The sequence below is a fragment of the Pseudomonas pergaminensis genome (assembly GCF_024112395.2).
GTDB lineage: Bacteria > Pseudomonadota > Gammaproteobacteria > Pseudomonadales > Pseudomonadaceae > Aquipseudomonas > Aquipseudomonas pergaminensis.
Genome location: NZ_CP078013.2, coordinates 2349608 through 2373727, shown reverse-complemented (window position 1 = coordinate 2373727; position 24120 = coordinate 2349608). Strand labels below are relative to the sequence as shown.

Sequence of the window (24120 nt, the reverse complement as noted above, 5' to 3'; positions counted from 1 at the left end):
GCAGGCCCCCTGATCAATTCATGTAGAAACCGAACGCCCCGCCGCTGCGCGGTCCGGTGGCCGCTGCGGTAGCCGGTTGTGCGTCCAGGGGCGTGGCGAGGGTGCGACCGCGCACCGGCTCAACCAGATAGGGCGTGATAAGGATCACCAACTCGGTTTCATTGCGCTGGAAGCGCTTGGAGCGGAACAGGTTGCCGAGGATCGGCAGGTCCCCCAGCAGCGGCAGTTTCTCGATGTCCTGGCTGCTTTCGCGCTGGAACAGGCCGGCGATGGCGAAGGTCTGCCCACTGCCGACTTCCACCCGCGTGTCGGCGCGGCGCACGCTGAAGGACGGCACGTGGAAGTTGCCGAAATCCACGGTGCCGCCGCTGACCACACTGCTGACTTCCGGGCGTACTTGCAGGGCGATGCGGCCGTTGGGCAGCAGGGTCGGATTGAACAGCAGCGACACACCGAACGACTTGTATTCGATGCCCACCAGGTCACGGTTGACCGGCACCGGGATCGCCACTTCGCCACCCGCGAGGAAGCTGGCGGTCTGGCCGGTCATGGCGGTGATATTCGGCTCGGCGAGAATCTGCAGCACGCCGTTGGCCTGCAAGGCGTCGAGCATGCCGTCGATGTTCACATTGCCCGAGCCGGCGCCCGCCGCCGCCAAGCCCCCCGCCGACGCCGCTGCCAATGGGCCACCGGTGATCAGGCCGAACGAGAAGGTGCCGTTATTGAACATCGCGTTCCAGTTCACGCCGTAGTGCAGCAACTCCGAGCGGGACACTTCGGCAAACCGCACCCGCAGGTTTACCTGGGCAGCCCCCGCGTACTCGGCGGTGTTGATCGCGCTCTGGAAGCCTTGGCCCTGTGGGTTGAGCAACGCGTTAAGGTCCGTCGCTTCCGCCACCGAACCCAGCGTGCCCTTGGCGATCAAGCGGTTGCCGGCGCCGCTGACCTGCGCGCCACTGCCGGGGTGCAAGGCCTGCATGGGGGTGGTCACCGCCTGGCTGCCACTGCTGACGGCCAGGGTCAGGCTCGCCAGTTGCTTGCCGTCGCTGCCGAGGGCGATCAGGCTGGTATTGCCCGGTGCCTTGCCGAAGATATAGATCGTGCCGGGTGACACCACTTGCAGGTCGGCCACATTCGGTTCGGCCACCAGCACCGAATCCACGGGCGCGACAAAGTGCAGAATGCGCCCCTCCCCTGAGGACAGGGCGATCGAGCCACCGGCGCCGGCAGCGATTTCCTGAGCCTGGCTCACACACGCAACAACACTCAGCAACAGCACGCAAAAACGCATCATGAGGCAGACGCCAGGGCAGTGACGGAAGCCGCGGCAGGCGCGCGGCGGTTGGAAATCTCGGTGAGGCTGATGGTCACCAGCGCTTGCAGGTTGTACTCAGTGGCCAGCTCGCGGAACGACAGCACCGCCAGCTCCAACTCACCGCGCAAGACCAGGCGACGCAGGCTGCGGCGCAGTTCCGGGTGCACCAGCAACACCGCGCTGTTGACCTCGCGGGTGTTTTCGCAGGCCTGGCGCAACTGCGCGAGCAAGGCGCGGCTGACTTCTTCGGGGATCAGGTCGCGCTGCGGTTCCTGACGACGCAGGGAACCGCGCAACTGGTCTTCCAGGCCTGGCGCCAGCACCAGCGCGCCGATCACCCGATTGCGGTCGGCGTACTGATGGCTGATCTGCCGCGCCAACGCCGCGCGCAAGTGTTCGGCCAGGCGCCCGGCGTCGGTTTCGCGGGCGCCCCACTCCACCATGGCTTCGAGCAAGGCGCGCTGGTTGCGGATCGACACCCCTTCGCTGACCAGCAAGCGCAGGGTTTCAGCCACCCGCTGCAGCGGCACCAGGCGCAGGGCTTCCTTGACCAGTTCGCTGTACGTGGCCTCGGTGCGCTCCAGTAACAGGCGGGTTTCCTGGATGCCGAGGAAGTCGGCGGCGTAGCGGCGCAGGCTGCGTTCCAACACACCGCGCAGGACTTCGTCGGGCAGCAGGAAACCGATGCCGGCGTTGCGCAACGTGTCTTCATGCTGACGCTCGATCCAGTGGGCGCTGCGGCCATTGAGCGGTGAATCGGCCTGTACCGTGGTGATGTCGAGCAATTGCACGTGCACGGGGTCGTCCTGCAACAGCAGGCAGTTGATCGGCAATTCGCCTTCGCTCACCGGCACGCCTTCCAGGGACACGCGAAAACTGCCTGGGCTGGCCTTGGCTTCCATGTAGATGCCCGGCACCGGCATGTCCACGCCGAGGTCGGTGCGCAGGTCGTGGCACAACGCTTCGACGCGCTGGCGCAGCAACTGGCGCGGCGCGCTCTGGGACACGCCGCTGCCGAGGGTCAGCACTACGCGGGTATCAGGCGGCAGGTTGTCGTCCAGCTCGGCGTGCACCTCGACCGCTGGCTCCGGTGCCTCGACCAGCACCTCACCTTCATCAGTCCCACGGTTATGCCGGCGATACATCATGAATGCCGCGCCGCCAAACACCAGGGACAAGCCGAGGAACACCCAAGTCGGGAAACCTGGCAACAGGCTCACGCCAATCATGATCAACGCGGTCAAGCCCAGCGCGCGGTAGCTGGCGCCCAGTTGCTTGATGATTTCGCTGCCCAGGTCGCCGGCTTCGCCGTCGCTGTTGACGCGGGTGACCACGGTGCCCGCCGCCACGGAAATCAGCAGCGCCGGAATCTGGGCGATCAGGCCGTCACCCACGGTCAGCAACGAGTAGGTGTGCACCGCCACGCCGAATGGCATGTCGCGCTCGATCATGCCGATCAGCATGCCGCCGAGCAGGTTGACGGCAAGGATCACCAAACCGGCGATGGCGTCGCCTTTGACAAACTTCATGGCGCCGTCCATCGCGCCGAACATCTGGCTTTCACGCTCCAGGCGCGAGCGGCGGCGGCGTGCTTCGGGCTGGTCGATATCGCCGTTGCGCAGGTCGTTGTCGATGCTCATCTGCTTGCCGGGCATTGCGTCCAGGGTGAAGCGCGCGGCCACTTCCGCCACACGCTCGGCGCCCTTGGTGATGACCACGAACTGCGCCACGGTGATGATCAGGAACACCACCATGCCCACCACCACTTGGCCGGCGATCACGAAGTCGCCGAAGGCCTTGACGATATGGCCGGCGTCGCCATGCAGCAGGATCAAGCGCGTGGTGGTGATCGACAGGGACAGACGAAACAGCGTGCTGAGCAGGATCAGCGGCGGCAACGCGGAAAACTCCACGGAATGGCCGATGTAGAACGCGACGATCAGGATCAGGATGCTCAGGGCAATGTTGAGGCCGATCAGCGCATCCACCAGATAGGTAGGCAGTGGGATGATCATCATCACAATCGCCATCAGCATAAAGGCGACGATGATCACGTCAGTGCGCTGTGCAGCCAGGCGCGCCAGGTTGTTCAGGCGGTTGAGTGCACTCATGCGCCGGCCCTGCGTGCGGCCAGGTAGCGCTTGAAGCATTGGCGTGCTTCGTCCTTGCGTTCGCCGTACCACAGGGCACGGGCGCGTAGCAGCATCAGGCTGGCGGACTCGCCTTCGAGCGCCACCAAGCGGTCCAGGGCGCCAAGGGCGCGGACCGGGTCGCCGCTGTCGGTGAAGGCCAGCACCAGCGAGCGCAGCAGCACGCCGTCGTTAGGCGCGACGTTGACGGCGATCAGCAACATCACCAGGGCGCGCTGGGACTGGCCGTTGCGCCGGTACAGTTCGCCAATGCCCTTGAGCAGTTGCACGGCGTCGTCGTTATCGCGGGCCATCAGGCGTGTACCTCCGAGCGTTGCTGTGCGAGGGTGCGGCGCATCTCGATTTCTTCGCTGATCAGTTCGACGGCCAGCGCCTTGATGTGGGGCTCGACGTCCAGGCTTGGCAGGATGTGTTCCATCACGTGCTCCAGCAGTTCCAGGGAACGGGCACTGCCGAACAGCAGCGAGTCGACGCCGGCGGCGCTGGTGAGTGCTTCCAGATCGCTGCGCAGGGAGCGGCGGGTTTGGGTCTTGCGGGTCTTGAGCACCGCTTCGAACGCGGTGGCCTGACGCGAGTTGACCGGGCGCACGGCTTCGACTGGCGCGCTGCGTACGTCACTGGGGATGAGCGGGCGGGGTTCGACTTTCATGCGTGAGCTCATAGGGTGAAGGTGAAGCGCTCCGCGCCACGGGCGAGGATGACTTGGTTGTTTTCGATGCGCTCCAGCACCCAGTTGTCTGCCAGCGCCGCGCCGGGGTACAGGCGCTTGCCGCTGTCGTTGATCACGTAGGGGTGGGGGCCGAACCATACGGCTTGGAAGCGCACCCGCGGGGCGGCTGCATCGGCGCGCACGGCGACGCGCGGGTTGAGCACGATCTGCTGGCCGTAACGCTGGTCGAAGGCTTGCTGCAAGGCCAACCACTGCGGTTTTTGCGACTGTTCGAAGGTGCCGGTGGCGCTGAGCTGGCCGTTGCTGTTGCTGACCTTCACGGTGTCCAGGTGGGCGGCTTGCAGTTGCTGTTCCAACCAGGCCTTGGCTTGCTCGCGGGAGGCTTTTTTCACTGGCGCAACCTCGGCGGCGGCGGTTGCGGGCAGCAGGGGCGCTTCGCTACGCACTGCCAGCGCACCGGCACAGATAAACAGCAGGACGAACGCGACAACCCAGGGGGTCAATTTGCGTGGCGCGTCCGACGGTTTTTCAGCACCGCCAGGCAAGGCCAGGCTCACACCCGCCGTGCCGATACGCAGCTGCAGTGGCAACCGCGCGCGATGGCCGCTGCCGTGGGGGATTCGCACATTGCCGGCGATCAGTACGTCGCCGCCCAACGCTTCAACGGCCACCTGGCCGCCCTCAAAACGCAGGCGCAAATGCAGGCCGGCAATGCCGGGATCGCTGAGCACCAAATCAGCCGCCAGGTCGGCGCCGATGGTGTAGACAGGCTGGTCGAGCACCAGGGAACTGCCCTGATGCAAACCGCCGGTCACCGTCAGGGTCGGTGCGCCAGTAGCGGCGACCGGACCCAGGGAAATCAGGGCTGTCATAGTCGGGTTTGCCCCCTTGAGCCTGTGCAACGGGGTCAAGAATCAGGATAAAAACGGGACTTGGGAGGTAAACGGGCAGCGCCGGCGCCGCCCGTTTGGCGAATCAGTTCTGCGGACGCTGTTTGGTGGCGTCGAGCTCCGCTTTTTTCGCGGTGCTGATTTCGGTGATCTTGGCCGACTTCTCGATAGCCATGTTGAAGGTCGCTTCCATCTTCGCGATAGCGTCGTCGGCGCCGCCTGCTTTTACTGGTGGGACATCAGCCATGTTCATCTCCTTGCATCGATAGGGAAGTTATTTCAGTTGCGCAACAGCACGCTGAAAGTATGCAAACCGGTGAATGCCCAAAACGTCAGACAGTGAGCCTTCGAACCGCCGTTGGTTTGCATGGGATCCATACTACTCACGATCAAAACGCCTTCGCTGTGAAAGCTTGTGAAACGTCTCACGCAGGCGCTGTGAAAGGTTTGGCTCAACCTGGCGTTGAGAAAAACTCATCGCCGGCGAGGCATGGAACTTTCATTAAAAAATAAAAACACGCTACAGGCCGCTGTTTACGGGCACTTACACGCCCTCACCCGAACAGAAGTGAACAACAAGAGGTAATAAATACGACCGGCAAAGCAAGGCGTGGCGTTTATTTTCGCGACGACTTCACATTTTTCGCTAATAGCCTTTTGCCAAACTTTATAGATATTTCGATTTGTAACAGAAGCGACTTAATCATCACGTTTGATAACTCGTCCCAAGCAGCCTACTTGCTTGGCGAATAACTTTCCCCCGCGCCTGTTAGTGCAACTGCACTAATAACCAAAGGACTCGTGTGCAGGCGGGCTTACTCTGAAAAAACTTCCAGGTGATCTATGACCGACATGAATTATTCATCCAGAACTCTCCTCGAAGACGACGGTTGCACAGAGATTCACTTCGGCCCTTATCGACTGCTGCCCAAGCGCCATCAACTGCTCAAGCATGGTCAGCCGGTGAACCTGGGCAACCGCGCCCTGACCCTGCTGATCGCCCTCGCCTCACGGCCCGGCGAACTGCTGCAGAAAACCGAACTGCTCGACATCGCCTGGCCTAAGTTGGTGGTGGAGGAATGCAACCTGCGCACGCAGATAAAAACACTGCGCCGCACCCTGGGCGACGATGAGTCGTTCTATATCGCCACGGCGCCGGGGTTGGGTTATCGCTTTGTCGCGCCGACCTGGTTCGAACGCACGCCAAAGGCGCTGGTGAAAGAACCGGTGGTGTTGGGCGTGTATGCCTGCCGCCATTGCCGCGGCGCCGGGAGGGTGCCGCTGTTTGCACAGATGGGTATAGAGAACAGATGATGGCCTGATCTTCGGCCCCGATCTCAAACCCTGTCGATGGGCGGTGGCGGCGAGCGCGTAACCTGCGGCGTGATCTAGCCCACCACTACACCACCGCCTGTAGGAGCCGCTGGCAAGCCGGCTCCTACAGTTTGAATTGACAGCGCGGCGAAAGTTTGGACTTACACCGAGGCAAAAACCGCGCTCAGATCCAAATGCCCATCCTTGATCGGCGGACACCAGTAATACCCCCCCGTCAACGGCGTACTCACGCGATACAACCCATCGACAATCCCATCCTCCAACCCACTCATCCGCCGCAACTGGGCTTCAAACGCATCGAACGAATGCCCGAACGCAAGAAACATCAACCCGGCCTGGCCGTTCTCGGCCCACGGCATCGAGCGACGGACCACGAAGGCTTCGGGCGTGAAACTCTCCTGCGCGGTGCGCTTGGTGTGAGCCGACTCGGGAGCGTCCTCCAACTCTTCATTATCACCATGCCGGCGGCCAATAATGTGATCGCGCTCTTGCGCAGGCAACGCCGCAAACCCATCCAGGTCGTGCTGCCACTGCTGGATCGCGGCAAAGCTGGCGCCGCTGTCGGTCAACGCGGCTTCAACCGCGGCGTCGTCGTGGGGGTTTTCGGTGCCGTCTTCGTAATCGGTCAAGTCAAAACCGGTCTTGTAGCGAAAGCCTTCGGTCGATTGCACCAGGCGAAAGCCCGGGGCCAGGGCCTTTTCCACGGCGCGGCTGCGCAACAGCAATTCACCGCGATCCTCGCCATGCAGCCACACCCACAAGGCCTGCTGGGTCGATGGGTTATGCGCGCCCGGCCCGCAGACCGTGGGGAATGTGCGCAGGCCATCAATGCGGGCGCCCAGTGCGCTGACCAGCGGCTCGCCAAAACCGACCACTGCCGCCGAATCGGCCAACGGCACCAGCGCATCCAGCGCGGCGGGCACGGCTGCCAGGGCCTCCACGGCAAAAAACAGATGGCGTGCCTGCAACGGCACCGGTGCGGCAAGAATGCCCGGCTGGTAGTGACTCATGTGAACTCCTTCAAGAAAGCCGCGCAGTTTAACCTTCAGGCGCAGCGTAGCGAACAAGAAAGCGCGCAAGCCTTGCCATAGAGCCTGTTGTTGGGTGACTCTCTAGTCATGTTTTGCAACTATTCCAGGGGTAGCGACATGACCACCAGCAACCTGCTCGCCCAGCTGTTTCCCGCCTCCGCCGCAGCGATTCCCGAACAATTCCAGCTCGGCACGCCCATTGAACAGCGTGATTACCTGGTCGACGGCCAGTTGCGGGTATGGAATGGCCCTTTGGCCAAAGTGCAAAGCCCGGTGCAACTGGGCGACGAGCGCGTGCACATCGGCAGCACACCGCTGCTGGATGCCGACACCGCTCTTACCGCCCTCGACGCCGCCGTGCGCGCCTATGACCGTGGCCAGGGTGAATGGCCAACCCTGCGCGTGGCCGATCGCATCCAACATGTCGAAGCGTTCCTGCGGCGCATGCGTGAGCAACGCGATGCGGTGGTCAAGTTGCTGATGTGGGAGATCGGCAAGAACCTCAAGGATTCGCAGAAAGAGTTCGACCGCACCTGCGACTACATCACCGACACCATCAATGCCCTCAAAGAGCTGGACCGCCGCTCCAGCCGCTTCGAGCTGGAGCAGGACACCCTCGGCCAGATCCGCCGCGTACCGCTGGGCGTGGCATTGTGCATGGGCCCCTACAACTACCCGCTGAACGAAACCTTCACCACGCTGATCCCGGCGCTGATCATGGGCAACACCGTGGTGTTCAAGCCGGCCAAGCTCGGCGTGCTGCTGATCCGCCCGTTGCTGGAAGCCTTCCGCGACAGCTTTCCGGCCGGGGTGATCAACGTGATCTACGGCAGCGGCCGCGAAACCGTCAGCGCGCTGATGGCCAGCGGCAAGATCGATATCTTTGCGTTTATCGGCACCAACAAGGCCGCCAGCGATTTGAAAAAGCTGCACCCGAAACCACACCGCCTACGTGCGGCGCTGGGCCTGGATGCGAAAAACCCCGGCATCGTGCTGCCGGAGGTGGACCTCGACAATGCGGTCAGTGAAGCAGTCACCGGCGCCCTGTCGTTCAACGGCCAGCGTTGCACCGCGTTGAAAATCCTGTTCGTGCATGAAGACGTCGTCGACAGCTTTATCGACAAATTCAATAAGAAGGTGGCCACGCTCAAACCCGGCATGCCGTGGGAAGACGGTGTGGCGCTGACGCCATTGCCTGAAGTGGGCAAGGTCGATTACCTCAACAGCCTGGTTGCCGATGCCGCGCAACACGGTGCCAAGGTGGTGAATGAGCACGGTGGTGAAAGCCGCGGGTCGTTCTTCTACCCGGCGGTGCTGTACCCGGTGAACCCGCAAATGCGCGTGTACCACGAGGAACAATTCGGCCCGGTGGTGCCAATCGTGCCTTACCGTGACCTGGAGACGGTCATCGAGTACGTGCTGGACTCGGATTTTGGCCAGCAACTGAGCCTCTTCGGCACCAACGCCGTGGAAGTCGGGCGCCTGGTGGACGCCTTCGCCAACCAGGTCGGGCGTATCAACATCAATGCCCAGTGCCAGCGCGGCCCGGACACCTTTCCGTTCAACGGGCGCAAGAACTCGGCCGAGGGCACGCTGTCGGTACATGACGCGTTGCGCGTGTTCTCGATCCGCACGCTGGTGGCGACCAAGTTCCAGGAAAGCAACAAGGCGCTGGTCAGCGACATCCTGCGCAACCGTGACTCGAGCTTCCTGACCACCGACTACATTTTCTAAGAACGGCGCCAAACACATTGTGGGAGCGGGCTTGCTCGCGAATGCGGTGTACCAGCAGCGGATGTATTGGCTGACCCACCGTATTCGCGAGCGAGCCCGCTCCCACATTTGATCGCGCACATTCATACAATCGAGGCCACTTTAATACCGATGAATCTGCACCTACCTCTGTTTGCCCGGCGCCTGCTACGCCCCTTGCTCGACCCCTACCGCCGCTATCGCCATGCCAAGTTGATTCACGCCGTGCGCGTGTCCATCGGTTTGCTGGCGACGATCCTGCTGACCACCGGCATCAACCTGCCCCACGGTGAGTGGGCGTCGGTGACCATGTTGATCGTGATAGGCGGGTTGCAGCACCACGGCAATATCGGCAAGAAAGCCGTGGAGCGCGCCTACGGTACCTTGATCGGCGCCAGCGTCGGTTTGCTGCTGGTGGTGCAACAGGCTTACTTCGGCCAGCCGTTCCTGACCTACCTGTTGATGTCGGCGGTGTGCGGGTTCTTTTCCTACCACGCCATCGGCAAAGGCGGCTACATCGCGCTGCTGTCAGCGATCACGGTGTTTATCGTTGCCGGGCACGGCGACAACCCGATCTCGGACGGCCTGTGGCGCACCGTCGACATCCTGATCGGCATCGTCCTGGCCTTGGCCTTCTCCTTCGCCCTGCCGCTGTATGCGGTGTACTCGTGGCGCTACAACCTGGCCAGCGCTTTGCGCGACTGCGCGGCGATCTACAGCCGGATCATCAATGGCCAGTCGGTCACCGATGACGAACACCTGAAACTGCTCAACCGCTTGAATGCGGCGATGTTGCAACTGCGCTCATTGATGCCGTCGGTGTCCAAGGAAGTTCGCATTTCGATGACGGAGCTGGACGCGATCCAGCGCCACCTGCGCATGTGTATCAGCACCCTGGAGATTCTTGGCAATACCCGCCCCGATCCACGGGATGAGCAGGCGATGGCGCGAATGCAAGTGATGTTGAGGGCCGAGCATCGGCAGATTCGCGTGCAACTGGTGGGAATGGCACGGGCGTTGAAGTCGGGTGTGACGGAGCGGTTGGAGCGGCCCAGTCACATCAACGGCACCGAACCTACGCTGGATGCGCCGGTGTACAGCGCGCTGGACGGATACCGGTTGTTGACGGTGCAACTGGCAGCAAACGTGGATGCGATGCGCCAGCGCCTGGCGAAAAGCGCCGGGCATTGGAAGATCTAGAAAGGTGGGCCGTTGGGGTTTTTACCAAGAAAAATACTTTCACACTTTCCCTTACATATTTTTCACGTTTTATTCACATCCCGAGACGTAGGGTGAAGCCTCATCCGTTACAAATGTTGCACATCAAGCCCGCCGCCCCAGCGGGCTTTTTTTTGCCTGATTTTCGCTCAGCCACTCCCACCGTCGCTGTAGGCGTCGGCAAGCCGGCGCCTACAGGTATCAGCGTGCGGCTTTGCTGGCAGGAGCCGCCTGCTCGCGAATGGCGCGCTGGGTATCCAGCACCCTCGCCAGCGCGTTTTCGGCTTCCGGGCTTTGCTGCGGCACGCGAATCGCCGCCGACACCAGAGTGATCAACTTGGCCATCACCTCCGCATCCGTGGCCGGGCGGCCCAGGCTCATGGAGTTCATCAGCAGGCGCAGTTCAGTGCCGGCCATCACCCCGGAAATCGCCTTGAGGGCAAATTGCAGGCGCACCCCCAGTTCATTGCGCGGCAGGTCCGGCAGGGCCAGGGCGAAGGCTTCGAAGAAGCGCTGGAACACCGGCTGGTAATGCACCTTGAGGTATTCCTGGATAAACGGCGAGGTGTCGCTGTACACCCGCCCCAGGAAACGGATGAACGAGCGCCCTTCCCCACTGGCGCTGGCCGGGTCGCTGCGCTCCAGGCCCATGGCCGGGGCGAACAGCACGCCAAGCAAGGTGTCGCAGTCCAACGGGCCATCGGACTCGGCCTCGCAGCGGGCCAACAGTTCCAGGCGCTGCTCGTTGAGCGGCTCCAGGCGCTGCTTGAGCAGGGTTTGCATCAGGGAATCCTTGTCCCCGAAGTGGTAGTTCACCGCCGCCAGGTTGACCTGGGCACGCTCGGTAATCTGCCGCAACAAAACCGCGTCGTATCCGTACTTTATGAAGAGAGCCTCTGTCGCATCCAGCAGTCGAGTCTTGGTAATGTTTGGAGCGCTGACTTTCTTCGCGACCATAGAAGTTCCACGTGGGAAATATTGTTTTAAAAAATAATTTGATTTTTTATACCGGGGCCTTCGTCCGAAAGCAAGTAGTGACACACCGCCATATGATCGAAAGCCTTTGCAGCCGGGCGCGCTGAGGCTAGTCGAAAGGTTTGTGAGTGGCCTGCTGGCGCGTTGAAGAAATCGTTTCAAAGGATGAAACCGCTCTATATCCATGGCTGGCGAAGGCGCTGGAACACGGTTAGTATTCAAACAATATTTTAAAAACAAGAAATAAAACCAGTCCGTGACGCTTACCAGGTGGCTCCCGAAATTGTAAAAAGGCTTTTCCGGGGCAGCACGGCACCGTCGAGACTGAAGGCGTAGTCATGATGACAGATACCCCCGCGCACCCAGGCTTGATTTCACTGCAAGGCATCGGCAAAAGCTATCAGCTGGCCGGGCAACACCTGTCCATTCTTAATGATGTCTGCCTGTCCATCGCCAGCGGCGACAGCTGCGGCATCCTCGGCGCGTCCGGGTCCGGCAAAAGTACCCTGCTCAATATCCTTGGCCTGCTCGACCTGCCCAACTGCGGCCAGTACCACTTTGCCGGCCACGATATTTTCAATGCCACGCCCGACCAACTGGCGGCGATCCGCAACCAGCAAATCGGCTTCGTGTTCCAGAGTTTCAACCTGCTGCCACGCCTCAGCGCCTTGGATAACGTCGCCCTGCCCTTGAGCTATCGCGGCGTATCGCGGCATGAATCCGTGGAACAAGCCTTGCGCATGCTTGAGCAAGTCGGCCTGGCCGACCGCGCCCACCATCGCCCCGCCGATCTCTCTGGTGGCCAACGCCAACGCGTGGCCATCGCGCGGGCATTGGTGGGCAAGCCCTCGGTGATCCTGGCGGATGAGCCCACCGGCAACCTCGACAGCACCACGGCCCAGGAGATCATGGACCTGTTGCTGGGGCTGAACCGCGAGCAACAGGTCACGCTGATCATCGTCACCCACGACCCGCACATTGCCGAGCGCCTGGAACGCAAGATCCTGGTGCGCAACGGTGTGGTGCAAGAGGCCGGTTGCCTATGACCCAGCAGGTAAACAACCGCCTGCGGGTCGAACAGAGCCTCAGCCAACTGCTGCATGAAGCGTTCATCAGCCTGCGCACCCTGGGCAAGCGCTCGATCCTGGCATTGCTGGGGATCGTGATCGGCAGTTCGTCGGTGGTGGCGCTGATCAATATCGGCCACAACGCGGCGGTGGATGCCGCGATGATCTTCAAGGACATGGGCACCGACACCCTGATCGCCCAGTTCCCGCCCAAAGGCGGCAGCAGTGCCCCGATGCCCGCTCGCCTCGATCTGGACGCGGTACGCCAGACCGTGCCGGGCATTGCCCATATCGGCGCCCTCACGTTATTCAGCGGGCCTATCGTGTTTCATGGCCGGACCGTCAACGCCAACTTTGTCGGCAGCACGCCAGACATCAAGGACGCCATGCGCCTGGCGGTGCACAAGGGGCGTTTCCTATCGAGCTTCGATGCCAACGAAACCTACGGCGTGATCGGCGATCAGTTGGCCCAGGCCTTGGGAGCGCCAGGCGACCCGCTGCAACTGGGCGACCGCGTGCGCATCAACGACTACCTGTTCCTGATCGTCGGCATCCTACGCAACCAGCCCCGAGCGATGCTGATGCCGGTGCAGGCCAACGAGTCGCTGTTCATCCCCGCCGAAGGCATGCGCCGTATCTATGCCACGCCGCAAATCGGCAACGTGATCATCCGCGCCACACCCGGCCAGGACATGGAACGAATTGCCAAGGACGCAGCCGCCGCCTTGAGTCCTCAGCTTCCCGAACACGATGCGGACATCCAGGTGCCCCAGCAAATGATCGACGGCATGACCCGGCAAAGTCGCACCTTCGCCTATCTGCTGCTGGCCCTCGGCGCGATCTCCCTGGTGGGTGGCGGCGTGGGGGTGATGAACGTGATGCTGATGAACGTGTCGGAGCGGCGTCGCGAGATCGGTATCCGCATGGCACTGGGCGCGCGCCAGCGGGATATCCGCAACCTGTTCCTGCTCGAAGCCGTGACCCTCACCGCCGTTGGCGCACTGTGCGGCGCGGTCCTGGGCATGACCGCCGCCTGGCTGTATGCCTGGCTGTCGGGCTGGGAGTTTGCCCTGGCCGTCGCCGCCTTGCCGCTGGGGGTGGGCAGTACGTTGCTGGTCGGGCTGTTCTTCGGCATCTACCCGGCGGTCTCGGCCTCACGGCTGCAGCCGGTGGAGGCCCTGCGCGATGAGTAGGTGGCTGCTGTGGCTTGTGCTGGTCAGCCTACCGGGCATGGCCGCCGACGTGGTGATCAAACCGTCGGCGCCGAGCACCACGCGCAGCGGCTACGACCGCAGTGTCTCGCTGAATGCCCAGGTCACCACCCTGACGCTCGGCGATGCGGTGTACCTGGGCCTGCGCAACAACCCGGCGATCCGCAGCGCGTACCTGCAACGGGTGGCGCAGAAATTCGACCTGCGCGTGGCCGAAGATGTGTTCAACCCCAAGCTCACCCTCAACAGTTACTACCGCAGCACCCGTGGCTCCGCCGACAACGCGCGCAATGCCAACGTGGCGCCGGCCACCAGCCTGCTTGGCGAGTACGGCACGCGCCTGAGCATGGCCTGGACCCAGCAACTGAACACCGCCGACCGCGCCGGCCGCTACCGCAGCGACGGCCTGGACCTGGCTATCATCCAACCGCTGCTGCGCGGTGCCGGCTGGGATGCCACCACCGCGCCGCTGCGCCTGTCGCGGCTGTCGGAGCAGGCCAACCGCCTGAACCTCAAGGCCACCGTGGCACAGACCATCAGCCAGATCATCGCCACCTACCGCGAACTGCTGCGCGCCCAGGAGCAACTGAGCATCGTGCAGGATGCCCTCAAGCGTTCCGGCACCTTGTTGGAAGTGAACAAGGCGCTGATCAGTGCCGGGCGCATGGCCGAATTCGAAATCGTCCAGACCGAAGCCGATATCGCCACCCAGCAACTGGGTGTCGAAGAAGCGCAGAACCAACTGGACACCAGCCGCCTGGCCCTGCTGCGCCTGCTGGCCCTGGACCTGTCCACGCCGATCCGCGCCACCGAAGCCCTGGAGGCCAGGCCCATGCAGATCGACAAGCGCCAGGCCTTCAACCTCGCGCAGACCCAGCAACCGGAGTATCTCGCCGCCTTGCTCGGCAGCCAGCAGGCTGACCTTAACCTGGTGATCGCCAAGGACTCCGGCCGCTGGCAGGTGGACCTGGTGGCCGGCGCCAACCAGATACGTGACGCCTACGACAACGATGCCGGCCGCTCCAACAATCGCACCTGGGACAGCTACGCTGGGGTGCAGGTGCAAATTCCCATCGGCGATATCAGCACGCGCCAGGCCGAAGTGCGCGCGCGGGTGAATGTGGAGGACCAGGAGATCCGCATCACCGACGCGCGCCAGGAACTGGAACGCAGCGTCAACGACGTGGTGCGCGACCTCGGCACCCGCTGGCGCCAATATGAAATCTCCCAGCGCGCGGTTGAATTGTCGCGGCGCAAGATCGAGATCGAGCGGGAAAAACTCAGTGCCGGGCGCTCCACCAACTTCCAGGTGCTGAGCTACGAGACCGACCTGCGCAACGCCGAAAACGCGCAGCTCAATGCGCTGATTGCTTATTTGAACGCCCAGACCCAGCTCGACTTGACCCTGGGCATGACGCTGGAAAGTTGGGAAATCGCCCTCAATGACTACTAATCAGAAACGCCTGCTGGGTGCTGTGTTGATCGTGCTACTGGGCGGTGCAGGCCTGGCCCTGCGCAGCCCGGCTTCAGACCCGGCCAGCGCCACCGATCAGTGGCTGGCCGTCAAGCCCGACGCGCTGGTGCACCAGATCGGCCTAGTGGGCAAGATCGAGCCCGACACCACCATCACCCTCACTGCCCCCTTCGACGGCAATGTGCAAGCCAACCTGGTGGAGCAAGGCCAGCGCGTCGAAGCCGGCCAGGTGCTGTTGCGCATGGACCCGGCGACCCTGGAGGTGCAACTGCGCGACGCCCTCTCCACCCAGCTCAAGGCCCGGCGCACCGTGCAAGAGATGCAGGACTGGGACAGCAGCCCCGCTGTCAGCCGCGCCCGCCGCAGCCTGCGCACGGCTGAAATGACCGCTGGCAACACCCAGCGCAAACTCACCGAAAGCGAAAACCTGTTCAAGCGCGGCATCATCCCGCGCAATGAACTGGACGACCTCAAGCAACAGACCCAGCAGCAACAGCTCGACCTTGCCTCCGCCCGCAGCGAACTGCAGCAGGCCATCGACCAGGGCAAGGGCGAATACCGCCAGATCGCCGATATGGAGTTGACCAACGCCACGGTGAAATACGAAGCCCTGCACAGGTTGCTCGAAGGCCAGGAAGTGAAAGCGCCATTCTCCGGGATCGTGGTGCCGCCGCCCGGTAATACGTCACCCCAGGGCGGCGGCAACAACAATGCCCCGGTGCAGGCTGGCAGCAAGGTCAGCCAGGGTCAGGTACTGTTCGGCCTGGCTAATATCGAACGGCTGAAAATCGTCGCCAAGGTGTCGGAGTTGGATATTAACCAGCTGCACCAGGGCCAGGCCGTGGAAGTGCTGGGGGATGGTTTTGATGGCGAGCGGCTGACCGGTTCGGTGAGCGTGGTGAGTGGCTTGGCGATTGCCAATGACAGCCAGGGCAGCGCGCAGTTTCCAGTGACCTTGTCGATCCCCAGGCTCACGCCGCAGCAGTTGCAGCGGGTGCGGCTGGGGATGAGCGCGCGGTTGACCATTGTGACGTACAACAATGCGCAGGCGATTGTGATTCCGAGCCAGGCGATTCGGGCGGATAAGACGGTCGAATACCGCGAGGCGATGGATAAGCCGGTGGAGCGGGTGAAGGTGACCACGGGGCAAGCGACGGCCCAAGGCGTGGAAGTGTTCGGCCTTAAACCGGGTTTCGTGAAGACAAATCCCTTGTAGGAGCCGGCTTGCTGGAAATGACGGCCTGACAGCCGACCACTCTCCAACTGTTGCCCCGCGATCCAAATGTGGGAGCTGGCTTGCCTGCGAAAGCGGCCTGGCAGCCACCACTCTCCAACTGTCGCCCCGCGATCCAAATGTGGGAGCTGGCTTGCCTGCGAAGGCGGCCTGGCAGCCACCACTCTCCAACTGTCGCCCCGCGATCCAAATGTGGGAGCTGGCTTGCCTGCGAAAGCGGCCTGGCAGCCACCACTCTCCAACTGTTGCCCCGCGATCCAAATGTGGGAGCTGGCTTGCCTGCGAAGGCGGCCTGGCAGCCGACCTGGATGTTGGATCTGACCGGGTACATATCCGTTATTTGGGTAACGGCTGCTATGGGTTCCGCCCTTACGGCGGCTCACTTTGGAAAAGCCCCAAAGTAAGCAAAGGGCTCTTGCCCCAACACTCGGCACCTCGCCTAGGCTCGGTGTGCCCGTAATCCGACAGGGATTTGGGGGCCGCCGCCACGCGCCATCCATGGCGCGGGGCGGCTAAACCGGCATCCCTGCCGGTTTACCCCCCAAATCCCTGTCGAATTCCGGCCAGCGTGTTTGACGGGGCGCCTAAGATCAAAAGCCAGATCAAAAGCCAGATCAAAAGCTAGATCAAAAGCTAGATCAAAAGCTAGATCAAAATCACGATCACGCATCGCCAGGCATTGCCGGTGGGTATTGGAATGCTGACACTCGCATGTTAGCTGCCAGTGAAAAGCAGCGTCCCTGCTGCACGCATTGTTAAGCCAACGGCACTCGGCGCGTGGTCAGGGCCATGCGCCCCACCAGGAAGCTCAAGGCCGCGCCCAACAACAGCATGGCCAAGGTGCTCCAGGCCGCACGGGAGAGCTGTTTGGCCGCGACTTCGCCGGCTTTACGGGCTTTCTGCTCGGCCTGTTGCTTCAGTTCGTCAACTTTTTGCATGGCCTGCTGATAGGCCTGGGCGTAGTTGTCGACGATCTGGGTCGCTTCTTCCTTGCTCTTGCCGGTGCGGGCCGCAACGATATTGACCAATGCGTCTTTGTCCGCTGCATTCAGCGCGGGCTCACCGGAAGCCTTGACGCGTTCGAACCATTGCTTCAACGCATCGCCAGCCTGGGCAGGGTTGCTGGCTGCGGCGGTCGCCGACTGCTTGCCATCGGCGGCGGCCTGGTCGGTTTTCTGTTCAACGTTGGCCGGGTCCAGTTCAGGCTTGCCACTTTGCTTGAGCAAGGTGTCCAACTCGCCTTGCAGGCTGTTCCAGTCCAATTGGATGCCCTGCTCGTTCAACTGCTGCTTGACGCTGTCGCCAATGCCCGGTGCTACCGCAGCAATGCCGCTGCCGGCAGCCGACAGACCTTTACCTACCACATTGCCGGCGGTGCCGACGACACTGGCGGCCAAGCCCGCCAGCAGCCAGGTGGTGAGCAGCGTGGTGAGGGTCCAGGTCAGGACGCCGTGCAGGCCGCCGCGATCAGGGGCCGTGCGACCGGCTACAAAGGCGCCGAGGCCAACAGCGACCAGGGTCGAGACAAACAGCCAGATCCCGGCGCCCGTGCCAAACCCACTCAAAGGGTTGCCGGCTTGCATGGGGTCGACGGCGCTGGCGCCGATGGCGGTGCCCAACACACTCAGCACCAGGTAACTCACCAGGGCAATTGCACTCCCGGCCAGTACCGCACTCCAGGACACGCGAAACGGCGAACGGTTGGTTTCATAGACAGGGGTCATGATTGATCCTTTTTGCGTTATTGACCGCCTCAGTCTGGCGAGCCAAGTACCGCTCGTCCCCACGCAAATGCACCGGGCTGCATAGTGCATTTGCACCCCATCCCGGGCAATTGGTCTGCACTATCCTGAAGCCCCGGTGTCGTAATTCCACGCGTCCAAAACCCGGAGAAACCATGACCCAGGATGTCCTCGCCAAAGAAACCAACCGCCGCCAACTGCAGCAGATTGTCTCCGGGGTATCCGACGGCATCATCCTCGCGGAAGTCGACCAAACCATCCTCTGGGCCAACGAAGCTGCGCTGAACATGCACGGCATCGATGACGTCGCTGCACTGGGTGCCAATACCCAGGCCTACGCCAAACGATTTGCCCTGCGCTATCGTAACAACCACCCGGTGCTGTTGGAGAACTACCCCCTCGCCCGCGTCGCCGCTGGCGAAGAGTTCAGTGACGTGGTGGTGGAGGTTTCCCCCACCGACGACGCCGACAGAACCTGGGTGCATCGCCTGCGCAGCCTGGTGATCAGTGACTCCCACGGTGAACCGGAATTGCTGGTGCTGATCCTCAGTGACGCCACCGAGTGGGCCAGCGCCGAACAGCGCTTCGAAAAAACCTTCAACGCCAACCCGGCGCCGGCGGTGATCTGTCGCCTGAGCGACTTGCGTTACATCAAGGTGAACCAGGGCTTTCTGGAGATGACCGGCTACAACCGCGACCAGGTCATCGGCAAGTCGGTGTACGAGCTGGATGTGCTGGAACAGGCCGAGCGCAAGGACCTGGCCATCCAGCGGTTGGGCGAAGGCGCGACCATCCCGCAAATGCAGGCCGAACTGAAACTGCCCGAGGGCGGCAGCAAACTGGTGATCGTCGCGGGGCAACCGCTGGACATGAACGAAGAGGACTGCATGCTGTTCTCCTTCATGGACCTGGAGCCGCGCCGAAAGGCGGAAATCGCCCTGCGCCAGAGCGAGGAGCGCTTCGCTAAATCGTTCCGCCTGACGCCGGTGCCCACCCTGGTGTGCAGCGCCGCCAACCGCCAGGTGGTGGACATCAACGAAGCCTTCATGAGCATCACCGGCTATACCAGCGAGGAGCTGATCGGTAAATCCATCGAAGACATCGACTTTATCGACAGCCCGCAGGCGTCCGCGCAGTTGTTCGCCAACCTGGAAAAGGCCGGCAACCTCGACGGCCAGGACCTCAAGGTGCGCAAGAAAGGCAACGAGGTGATCGACTGCGTGGTCTCCGCCGACACAGTGATCATCCAAGACGTGCCCTGCTATCTGCTGGTGATGATGAACATCACCGAACGCAAACGCTCGGAGCTGGAACTGGTGGCGGCCATCGAAGAAGTGATGCAGGACGCCTCCTGGTTCAGCCAGACCCTCATCGAAAAACTGGCCAACGCCAAGAGCGTCAACAGCCCCAGCCAACCCAATATCGCCTTCACCGACCTCACCGCCCGAGAGCGCGATGTGCTGGGTCTGATCTGCGAAGGCCTGGCTGACAAGGAGATCGCTTCGCGCTTGAAACTGGCGCCCAACACGGTGCGTAACCACGTGGCCACGGTGTATTCCAAACTGGGTGTGCACAGCCGCAGCGCAGCAATCGTCTGGGCCCGTGAACGCGGGCTGTTTGCCGGTGAACTGCGGGTTAAAAAGTAGCCCTCGCCAGTGCAAATGCACTAGTGCGGCTAGTGCGAATTCGCCTTATTGCTGCGAAGGCCAAGCAATACCCTTCAGGGGTCGAACTTTACGCCCTGAAGGAACCCGCATGTTTACCCTCTCCCAACTGCGAAACTGCATCGAAGAAGGCTTGTCGCCACTGACTTGTGAGTTCACGTTGTGCCGGGACGCGTCCCTGACCCTCAAGGTCTACGACGCCGAAACCGGCCGTGTCGACCTGGTGGTGACCGGGATCAGCACCAACCGACTGCAGACCCCGCAAGAAGTGGAAAAGATGGTGGAAGAGTTGCGCTACGAATTGCAAAGCAACAACGTGGGCAAGCTCACGCTGGATGACTTGCCTTCAACGACGCACCAATGAAATAGAACACCCCGCCGGCCACAATAAACGCCCCCAGCATCAGGAACATATAGGGGGCCGGCAGGCTCGCCAGCACCAGCCCACACAACACCGGCCCCAAGGCGGCACCCAGATTGGACAGGTTCTGCGCCCCGTAGTACATGCCGCGCAAGTGGTCCGGGGCGATCCGATCAATGAACATGTACTCGGCCGGGAACACGATGATCTCCCCTACGGTGAATACCGCCATCGCCAGCACCCACCACAGCACGCTGGTGGACAAGGCAAAGCCGATCACCCCCAGCATGAACATGCCCAGGCCCGCGATCAGCCACTGGCCCAGGTAACGATGCGAGATGCGCCGCCCGATCACGTATTGCAAGGCAATCACCAACACCGCGTTGGTGGTCAGCACCGCGCTGACAACGGTGTAGGTGTAGTCGGCGGTGGTAGTCGTCACCAGGTACTGCGACAGCCACGCAGTGAATTGGCCAAACACCACGGCACTGAGTACACCTCCCAGGGTGAAGCAGACCAGGCGGCGGTCGCGCAGCAATACGCGGCCGACGGCCAGGAATGGCGCAGGCTTTTGCAAGGCCTCGACGGTGGTCAGCCGACGGTCGCCCCAACGCCAGTACAGCAGGAAAAACCCCACCCCCAGCAGCGCCGACAACACAAACGGCAAACTGATATCCAACTTGGCCACCATCGCCCCGAACGCCGGCCCAACCGCATAGCCGATATTGGTAAGGGTGTACTTGATGGAGAAGACTTCGCTGCGCGCACCTTCGGGCAACAGGCTGGCAAAGCCGGCTTTGACGGCGATATCGATCACCGCGTACGCGAGGTTGATCAGGATCAGGCAGGCATAGAACACCCAGAAATGCTGCACCAGCACCGTGCCGATAAAGCCCAGTACAAACAGCGCACTCAGCCCCAGCAACAACCGGTAGCTGTTGATGCGGTCGACAAGGAAACCGCCATACACGCTGAGCAACGAGCCGACGATCAGCGAGCTACCGATGACCAGGCCAACCTGGGTAATGTCGAGGGCAAAGCGGTGGGTAAGGTAAATCACCAGGTAGGGAAAGGTGATGGCCTTGGCCAGCGTCAGCATAAGCGTGGCCGAAAGCAGCAGGTTTACGGTGCGGGGGTAGTTTCTTATTGTGGCAAGCATCCTGCTCTCGATCGTTGAAGGTAACGCGGCCTGTATGGCCGGTTACCTTAACCCAGGGCAGGCACTACCGACACGGTCATTTCTTGACGGGGGTGATCTCGAGAATGGTGCCGTTGGTGGTCTTGAGCAGCACGAATTTATCGCCTACCCGCGTCCATTGGCTGTCTTCCTCAGGCTGCTTGAGGCCGCGCTTTTTCCAGTCGCTGACGGCCGATTCCTTGCGCATCAGCATGTCCGGCGCACGGTCACCCTCTTTCAGGTCACGGGTGTTGATGTTCGAAGGTTGCACGGTTTCCTGGGGGGTGTCACCGGCCTGCACGATAAAGCTGGCGGTGGACAAGCTTGTGGCGACCAGCAGGCTGGCAATCAGGGATCTGGCTTTCATGGGTGCTCCTTCAATGAATGATGCGTACCCAGGTTCGGACCGCTGCGATGCGTGATCATTCCATCGGGCCTCTCACTGCCCCAATGGGTTGGGGCCGCTTCGCGGCCCGGCGGGAACAAGCCCCCTCGCCACCGCAATGGCTAATCAACTGCCAAGGGTGTGCCTTGATGGAACACCATCTGCCACTGCCCTTCTTCTGCCCGCCATACCGAACTGCGCAACGAGGTCCCGACTCCGCTCCGGTGACAGCGATAGGTGACCAACGCTACATGCTCGCTCAGCATTTTCACCACGAACTCGGTCATGCTCCGCGCAGAAAACACCTCGTCCTGCAGCCCGTCGATCACCTCGGCCTTGCTGCCCCACACATGGCCGCTGGCGCCGAACTCAACAAAATCATCGGCCAGCAATCTTGCCAACTGCCTCGTATCCGAACGGGTCGCGCTTTGCTGTAGCGCCTGTTCCAGCCCGAACAAGTGCGCGTGTAAATCCATGCTCATTGCCTCCATGAAATAAATCCTGTAATTTTTCATGAAATTAATCGAAATAAATTTCATGACCCCACAAGAAGAACTCGCCACCCTCGCCGCACTCATCCACGACCTGCGCAAGCACAAGAAGCTCACCCTCGCGCAGTTGGCGCAAAAAATCGAGCGTTCGGTGGGCTTCCTGTCCCAGGTCGAGCGCGGTTTGTCCCGCCCAACCGTGGCGGATTTGACCGCCATCAGCCACGCCCTCGACGTGCCCACCACCTATTTCTATAGCCAGCCCAAGCCCAAGGCCGTGAACTGGATCACCCGCCCCAACGAGCGGCGCACGGTGTATTACGCCAATGGCATCACCGACATTCTCGTCTCACCGAGCATGAACGGCGCCTTTTCGATGCTCGACAGCCTGTTGGCCCCCGGTGCCAACAGTGGCGAACAAACCATGAGTGATCGCGCCGAGCAGGCCGGTTTTGTGCTGGAGGGCGAGTTGACCCTGTGGGTCGAGGGTGAGGCCGACTCGGTCACCCTCGGCCCCGGCGACAGCTTTCATCTGGCCAGCTTCGCCCATTGCCGCTACGCCAACCTGACCGACCTGCCCGCCCGCGTGCTGTGGGTTTACAACTAGGAGCAACACCCGTGAAAAGCCATGCCTCCACGTTACTGGCCGAAGTACGGACCTTTCGCCAGAACCATCCCGACGTGCGTTATGTCGACCTGATCGCCCTGGACATTCCCGGGCACTTCTACGGCAAGCGCTACCCCATCGAGATGCTGGAAAAAGTCGCCGCCGGCAGCCCCTTGAAGCTGCCGCAGAATGCCGTGCTGCTGGGGGCTCAGGGCGGGTTGTTCAAGATTGGCGACTACTGCTTCAACGACGGCGACCCGGACGCCAACCGGCGCCTGGTACCGGGCACGCTCAAGCCGGTGAATTGGGAATCGCAGCCTTTGAGCCAGATGCTGATCACTTCGGACGGCACCGAAGCCCCCATCGAGTTCGAACCCCGCGAAGTCCTGGCCAAAGTGCTGGAGCGCCTGCAGCACAAGGGCATTCACCCGGTGGTGGCGTTTGAGCTGGAGTTCTACCTGTTCGACAAAAAACTCGACAACGGCCTGCCGCAATTCGCCCGCGACCCGTTGAGCGATGACGCCGATGACCAGCCCAACCTGCATATCGAACGGCTGTCGCGCTTCGGCGATGTGCTGGACGACATGGCGCAAACCGCCAAGGATCAAGGCATCGATATCACGGTGATCACCGCCGAAATCGGCCCAGGCCAGTTCGAGATCAACTTCGGCCACCTCGACGACGGCATGCGCGCCGCCGACTGGGCCGCCCTGTTCTGCCGCAGCACCCGTGGCGTGGCGCTCAAGCACGGTTACCGCGCCAGCTTCATGGCCAAGCCTTACCTGCAATTCCCTGGCAGCGGCATGCATGTGCATGTGAGCCTGTATGACGGCGCGGGCAATAACCTGCTGGCGGCGCACCAGCAGCACCCACTGCGGCACGCTGTGGCCGGCTGCCTGGAATTGTTGCCCCATTGCATGCCGATCTTCTCGCCCAACCACAACGCCTTCCGCCGCCTGGGCGGTACGGTGAATGCCGCCACCCGCGCCAGCTGGGGCTTCGAAGACCGCGACGCGTGCGTGCGCATTCCCGAGTCCGACCCGCGCAACCTGCGCATCGAGCATCGCCTGGCCAGTGCCGATGCCAACCCCTACCTGGTGCTGGCCGCGATCCTGGTCGGCCTGGAGCATGGCCTGGAAGCCAAGCGCGAACCCATCGCCCCGCTGAACGAGGACCGCAGCAGCGGCACCGACTTCCCCCTGGAAATGCTCGACGCCGTACGTGCCATGCAGCATCACGCGGTATTGCGCGATAAGCTGGGGGCTGAATTTGTCGACGTGTATTGCGAGAACAAGCGCCAGGATCACCTGGCCTTTCAACAAGAGATCAATGCGCGGGAATACCGCTGGTTTCTTTAACCGCCCAGGAATTATC

At 62.0% G+C, this 24120-nt stretch carries 23 protein-coding genes; 11 read left to right on the top strand and 12 right to left on the bottom strand.

What is annotated here, in order from left to right; translation table 11 throughout:
* Positions 1-13: 13 nt before the first annotated feature.
* The 6 genes from KUA23_RS10935 to KUA23_RS10910 all read right to left on the bottom strand — a co-directional run bounded on the left by KUA23_RS10935 (position 14) and on the right by KUA23_RS10910 (position 5272).
* Positions 14-1294: a type II and III secretion system protein family protein gene (locus tag KUA23_RS10935; protein WP_252993926.1), complete on the bottom strand. Its 1281-nt coding sequence runs from the start codon at positions 1292-1294 to the stop codon at positions 14-16.
* On the bottom strand, positions 1291-3426 hold the full coding sequence (gene sctV / locus KUA23_RS10930) for a type III secretion system export apparatus subunit SctV (protein ID WP_214497495.1): 2136 nt from the start codon (positions 3424-3426) through the stop codon (positions 1291-1293). Before sctV ends, KUA23_RS10935 begins: the two co-directional genes overlap by 4 nt.
* Positions 3423-3758 (bottom strand): tetratricopeptide repeat protein, encoded by a 336-nt coding sequence (locus tag KUA23_RS10925; protein ID WP_099493872.1) that lies wholly within the window; start codon positions 3756-3758, stop codon positions 3423-3425. The genes sctV and KUA23_RS10925 overlap by 4 nt, the downstream gene beginning before the upstream one ends.
* Complete coding sequence (locus KUA23_RS10920; protein WP_252993925.1) at positions 3758-4114, bottom strand: hypothetical protein; 357 nt, start codon at positions 4112-4114, stop codon at positions 3758-3760. The genes KUA23_RS10925 and KUA23_RS10920 overlap by 1 nt, the downstream gene beginning before the upstream one ends.
* A gap of 8 nt (positions 4115-4122) precedes the next feature.
* On the bottom strand, positions 4123-5007 hold the full coding sequence (locus tag KUA23_RS10915; RefSeq protein ID WP_099493870.1) for a SctD/MshK family protein: 885 nt from the start codon (positions 5005-5007) through the stop codon (positions 4123-4125).
* A gap of 103 nt (positions 5008-5110) precedes the next feature.
* Complete coding sequence (locus KUA23_RS10910; RefSeq protein WP_016969018.1) at positions 5111-5272, bottom strand: hypothetical protein; 162 nt, start codon at positions 5270-5272, stop codon at positions 5111-5113.
* A 605-nt stretch (positions 5273-5877) separates the two neighbouring features.
* On the opposite strand from KUA23_RS10910, the gene KUA23_RS10905 reads away from it, so the two are divergent.
* Positions 5878-6339: a winged helix-turn-helix domain-containing protein gene (locus tag KUA23_RS10905; RefSeq protein ID WP_306428792.1), complete on the top strand. Its 462-nt coding sequence runs from the start codon at positions 5878-5880 to the stop codon at positions 6337-6339.
* A 161-nt stretch (positions 6340-6500) separates the two neighbouring features.
* Here KUA23_RS10905 and KUA23_RS10900 read toward each other — a convergent pair whose 3' ends face one another.
* The gene (locus KUA23_RS10900) at positions 6501-7370 is read right to left on the bottom strand and encodes a Dyp-type peroxidase (protein ID WP_252993923.1); all 870 of its coding nucleotides are present in this window, start codon (positions 7368-7370) and stop codon (positions 6501-6503) included.
* 138 nt (positions 7371-7508) lie between these two features.
* On the opposite strand from KUA23_RS10900, the gene KUA23_RS10895 reads away from it, so the two are divergent.
* Positions 7509-9125 (top strand): NADP-dependent glyceraldehyde-3-phosphate dehydrogenase, encoded by a 1617-nt coding sequence (locus KUA23_RS10895; RefSeq protein ID WP_214497491.1) that lies wholly within the window; start codon positions 7509-7511, stop codon positions 9123-9125.
* Between the two features lie 156 nt (positions 9126-9281).
* On the top strand, positions 9282-10343 hold the full coding sequence (locus KUA23_RS10890; protein WP_078050896.1) for an FUSC family protein: 1062 nt from the start codon (positions 9282-9284) through the stop codon (positions 10341-10343).
* 219 nt (positions 10344-10562) lie between these two features.
* On the opposite strand, the gene KUA23_RS10885 is transcribed toward KUA23_RS10890, so the two are convergent.
* Entirely contained in the window at positions 10563-11318 is a 756-nt protein-coding gene (locus tag KUA23_RS10885) for a TetR/AcrR family transcriptional regulator (protein ID WP_078047836.1), read from the bottom strand.
* 356 nt (positions 11319-11674) lie between these two features.
* Here KUA23_RS10885 and KUA23_RS10880 point away from each other — a divergent pair, with 356 nt between their 5' ends.
* Genes KUA23_RS10880 through KUA23_RS10865 form a run of 4 tightly spaced genes read left to right on the top strand, consistent with a single transcriptional unit; the run spans position 11675 to position 16304 of the window.
* Positions 11675-12382 (top strand): ABC transporter ATP-binding protein, encoded by a 708-nt coding sequence (locus KUA23_RS10880; RefSeq protein WP_078047835.1) that lies wholly within the window; start codon positions 11675-11677, stop codon positions 12380-12382.
* Positions 12379-13596: an ABC transporter permease gene (locus KUA23_RS10875; RefSeq protein WP_252993921.1), complete on the top strand. Its 1218-nt coding sequence runs from the start codon at positions 12379-12381 to the stop codon at positions 13594-13596. Before KUA23_RS10880 ends, KUA23_RS10875 begins: the two co-directional genes overlap by 4 nt.
* Positions 13589-15067: a TolC family protein gene (locus tag KUA23_RS10870; protein ID WP_252993920.1), complete on the top strand. Its 1479-nt coding sequence runs from the start codon at positions 13589-13591 to the stop codon at positions 15065-15067. The genes KUA23_RS10875 and KUA23_RS10870 overlap by 8 nt, the downstream gene beginning before the upstream one ends.
* Positions 15057-16304 carry an efflux RND transporter periplasmic adaptor subunit gene (locus tag KUA23_RS10865; RefSeq protein WP_252993919.1) on the top strand — a complete coding sequence of 416 codons (1248 nt, stop codon included), beginning with the start codon at positions 15057-15059 and terminating at the stop codon, positions 16302-16304. Before KUA23_RS10870 ends, KUA23_RS10865 begins: the two co-directional genes overlap by 11 nt.
* Before the next feature lie 773 nt (positions 16305-17077).
* On the opposite strand, the gene KUA23_RS10860 is transcribed toward KUA23_RS10865, so the two are convergent.
* The gene (locus KUA23_RS10860) at positions 17078-18046 is read right to left on the bottom strand and encodes a hypothetical protein (protein WP_252993918.1); all 969 of its coding nucleotides are present in this window, start codon (positions 18044-18046) and stop codon (positions 17078-17080) included.
* A gap of 173 nt (positions 18047-18219) precedes the next feature.
* Here KUA23_RS10860 and KUA23_RS10855 point away from each other — a divergent pair, with 173 nt between their 5' ends.
* Positions 18220-19710 (top strand): PAS domain S-box protein, encoded by a 1491-nt coding sequence (locus tag KUA23_RS10855; protein ID WP_078047831.1) that lies wholly within the window; start codon positions 18220-18222, stop codon positions 19708-19710.
* Positions 19711-19819: 109 nt separating this feature from the next.
* Positions 19820-20092 (top strand): DUF1652 domain-containing protein, encoded by a 273-nt coding sequence (locus KUA23_RS10850; protein WP_078047830.1) that lies wholly within the window; start codon positions 19820-19822, stop codon positions 20090-20092.
* Here the strand turns inward: KUA23_RS10850 and KUA23_RS10845 are convergent.
* The 3 genes from KUA23_RS10845 to KUA23_RS10835 all read right to left on the bottom strand — a co-directional run bounded on the left by KUA23_RS10845 (position 20055) and on the right by KUA23_RS10835 (position 22190).
* Positions 20055-21248: an MFS transporter gene (locus KUA23_RS10845; RefSeq protein ID WP_078047829.1), complete on the bottom strand. Its 1194-nt coding sequence runs from the start codon at positions 21246-21248 to the stop codon at positions 20055-20057. The genes KUA23_RS10850 and KUA23_RS10845 overlap by 38 nt on opposite strands.
* Before the next feature lie 76 nt (positions 21249-21324).
* Positions 21325-21633: an RcnB family protein gene (locus KUA23_RS10840; RefSeq protein WP_252993917.1), complete on the bottom strand. Its 309-nt coding sequence runs from the start codon at positions 21631-21633 to the stop codon at positions 21325-21327.
* 140 nt (positions 21634-21773) lie between these two features.
* Positions 21774-22190, bottom strand: coding sequence for a nuclear transport factor 2 family protein (locus KUA23_RS10835; protein WP_252993916.1), 417 nt, complete (start codon positions 22188-22190; stop codon positions 21774-21776).
* Here KUA23_RS10835 and KUA23_RS10830 point away from each other — a divergent pair.
* On the top strand, positions 22189-22746 hold the full coding sequence (locus KUA23_RS10830; protein ID WP_252993915.1) for a helix-turn-helix domain-containing protein: 558 nt from the start codon (positions 22189-22191) through the stop codon (positions 22744-22746). The two genes, KUA23_RS10835 and KUA23_RS10830, sit on opposite strands and share 2 nt — an antisense overlap.
* Before the next feature lie 11 nt (positions 22747-22757).
* Positions 22758-24104 (top strand): glutamine synthetase family protein, encoded by a 1347-nt coding sequence (locus KUA23_RS10825; RefSeq protein WP_252993914.1) that lies wholly within the window; start codon positions 22758-22760, stop codon positions 24102-24104.
* Positions 24105-24120 lie beyond the last annotated feature (16 nt).

Excerpts from the sequence above, each read along its gene's own strand:
- KUA23_RS10865 (WP_252993919.1), top strand. The coding sequence starts at position 15,057 with ATGACTACTAATCAGAAACGCCTGCTGGGTGCTGTGTTGATCGTGCTA.
- KUA23_RS10830 (WP_252993915.1), top strand. The coding sequence starts at position 22,189 with ATGACCCCACAAGAAGAACTCGCCACCCTCGCCGCACTCATCCACGAC.
- KUA23_RS10920 (WP_252993925.1), bottom strand. The coding sequence starts at position 4,114 with ATGAAAGTCGAACCCCGCCCGCTCATCCCCAGTGACGTACGCAGCGCG.
- KUA23_RS10850 (WP_078047830.1), top strand. The coding sequence starts at position 19,820 with ATGTTTACCCTCTCCCAACTGCGAAACTGCATCGAAGAAGGCTTGTCG.
- KUA23_RS10855 (WP_078047831.1), top strand. The coding sequence starts at position 18,220 with ATGACCCAGGATGTCCTCGCCAAAGAAACCAACCGCCGCCAACTGCAG.
- KUA23_RS10925 (WP_099493872.1), bottom strand. The coding sequence starts at position 3,758 with ATGGCCCGCGATAACGACGACGCCGTGCAACTGCTCAAGGGCATTGGC.
- KUA23_RS10870 (WP_252993920.1), top strand. The coding sequence starts at position 13,589 with ATGAGTAGGTGGCTGCTGTGGCTTGTGCTGGTCAGCCTACCGGGCATG.
- KUA23_RS10880 (WP_078047835.1), top strand. The coding sequence starts at position 11,675 with ATGATGACAGATACCCCCGCGCACCCAGGCTTGATTTCACTGCAAGGC.
- KUA23_RS10875 (WP_252993921.1), top strand. The coding sequence starts at position 12,379 with ATGACCCAGCAGGTAAACAACCGCCTGCGGGTCGAACAGAGCCTCAGC.
- KUA23_RS10935 (WP_252993926.1), bottom strand. The coding sequence starts at position 1,294 with ATGATGCGTTTTTGCGTGCTGTTGCTGAGTGTTGTTGCGTGTGTGAGC.
- KUA23_RS10905 (WP_306428792.1), top strand. The coding sequence starts at position 5,878 with ATGAATTATTCATCCAGAACTCTCCTCGAAGACGACGGTTGCACAGAG.
- sctV (WP_214497495.1), bottom strand. The coding sequence starts at position 3,426 with ATGAGTGCACTCAACCGCCTGAACAACCTGGCGCGCCTGGCTGCACAG.
- KUA23_RS10885 (WP_078047836.1), bottom strand. The coding sequence starts at position 11,318 with ATGGTCGCGAAGAAAGTCAGCGCTCCAAACATTACCAAGACTCGACTG.
- KUA23_RS10835 (WP_252993916.1), bottom strand. The coding sequence starts at position 22,190 with ATGAAATTTATTTCGATTAATTTCATGAAAAATTACAGGATTTATTTC.
- KUA23_RS10840 (WP_252993917.1), bottom strand. The coding sequence starts at position 21,633 with ATGAAAGCCAGATCCCTGATTGCCAGCCTGCTGGTCGCCACAAGCTTG.
- KUA23_RS10860 (WP_252993918.1), bottom strand. The coding sequence starts at position 18,046 with ATGACCCCTGTCTATGAAACCAACCGTTCGCCGTTTCGCGTGTCCTGG.
- KUA23_RS10895 (WP_214497491.1), top strand. The coding sequence starts at position 7,509 with ATGACCACCAGCAACCTGCTCGCCCAGCTGTTTCCCGCCTCCGCCGCA.
- KUA23_RS10845 (WP_078047829.1), bottom strand. The coding sequence starts at position 21,248 with ATGCTTGCCACAATAAGAAACTACCCCCGCACCGTAAACCTGCTGCTT.
- KUA23_RS10915 (WP_099493870.1), bottom strand. The coding sequence starts at position 5,007 with ATGACAGCCCTGATTTCCCTGGGTCCGGTCGCCGCTACTGGCGCACCG.
- KUA23_RS10910 (WP_016969018.1), bottom strand. The coding sequence starts at position 5,272 with ATGGCTGATGTCCCACCAGTAAAAGCAGGCGGCGCCGACGACGCTATC.
- KUA23_RS10900 (WP_252993923.1), bottom strand. The coding sequence starts at position 7,370 with ATGAGTCACTACCAGCCGGGCATTCTTGCCGCACCGGTGCCGTTGCAG.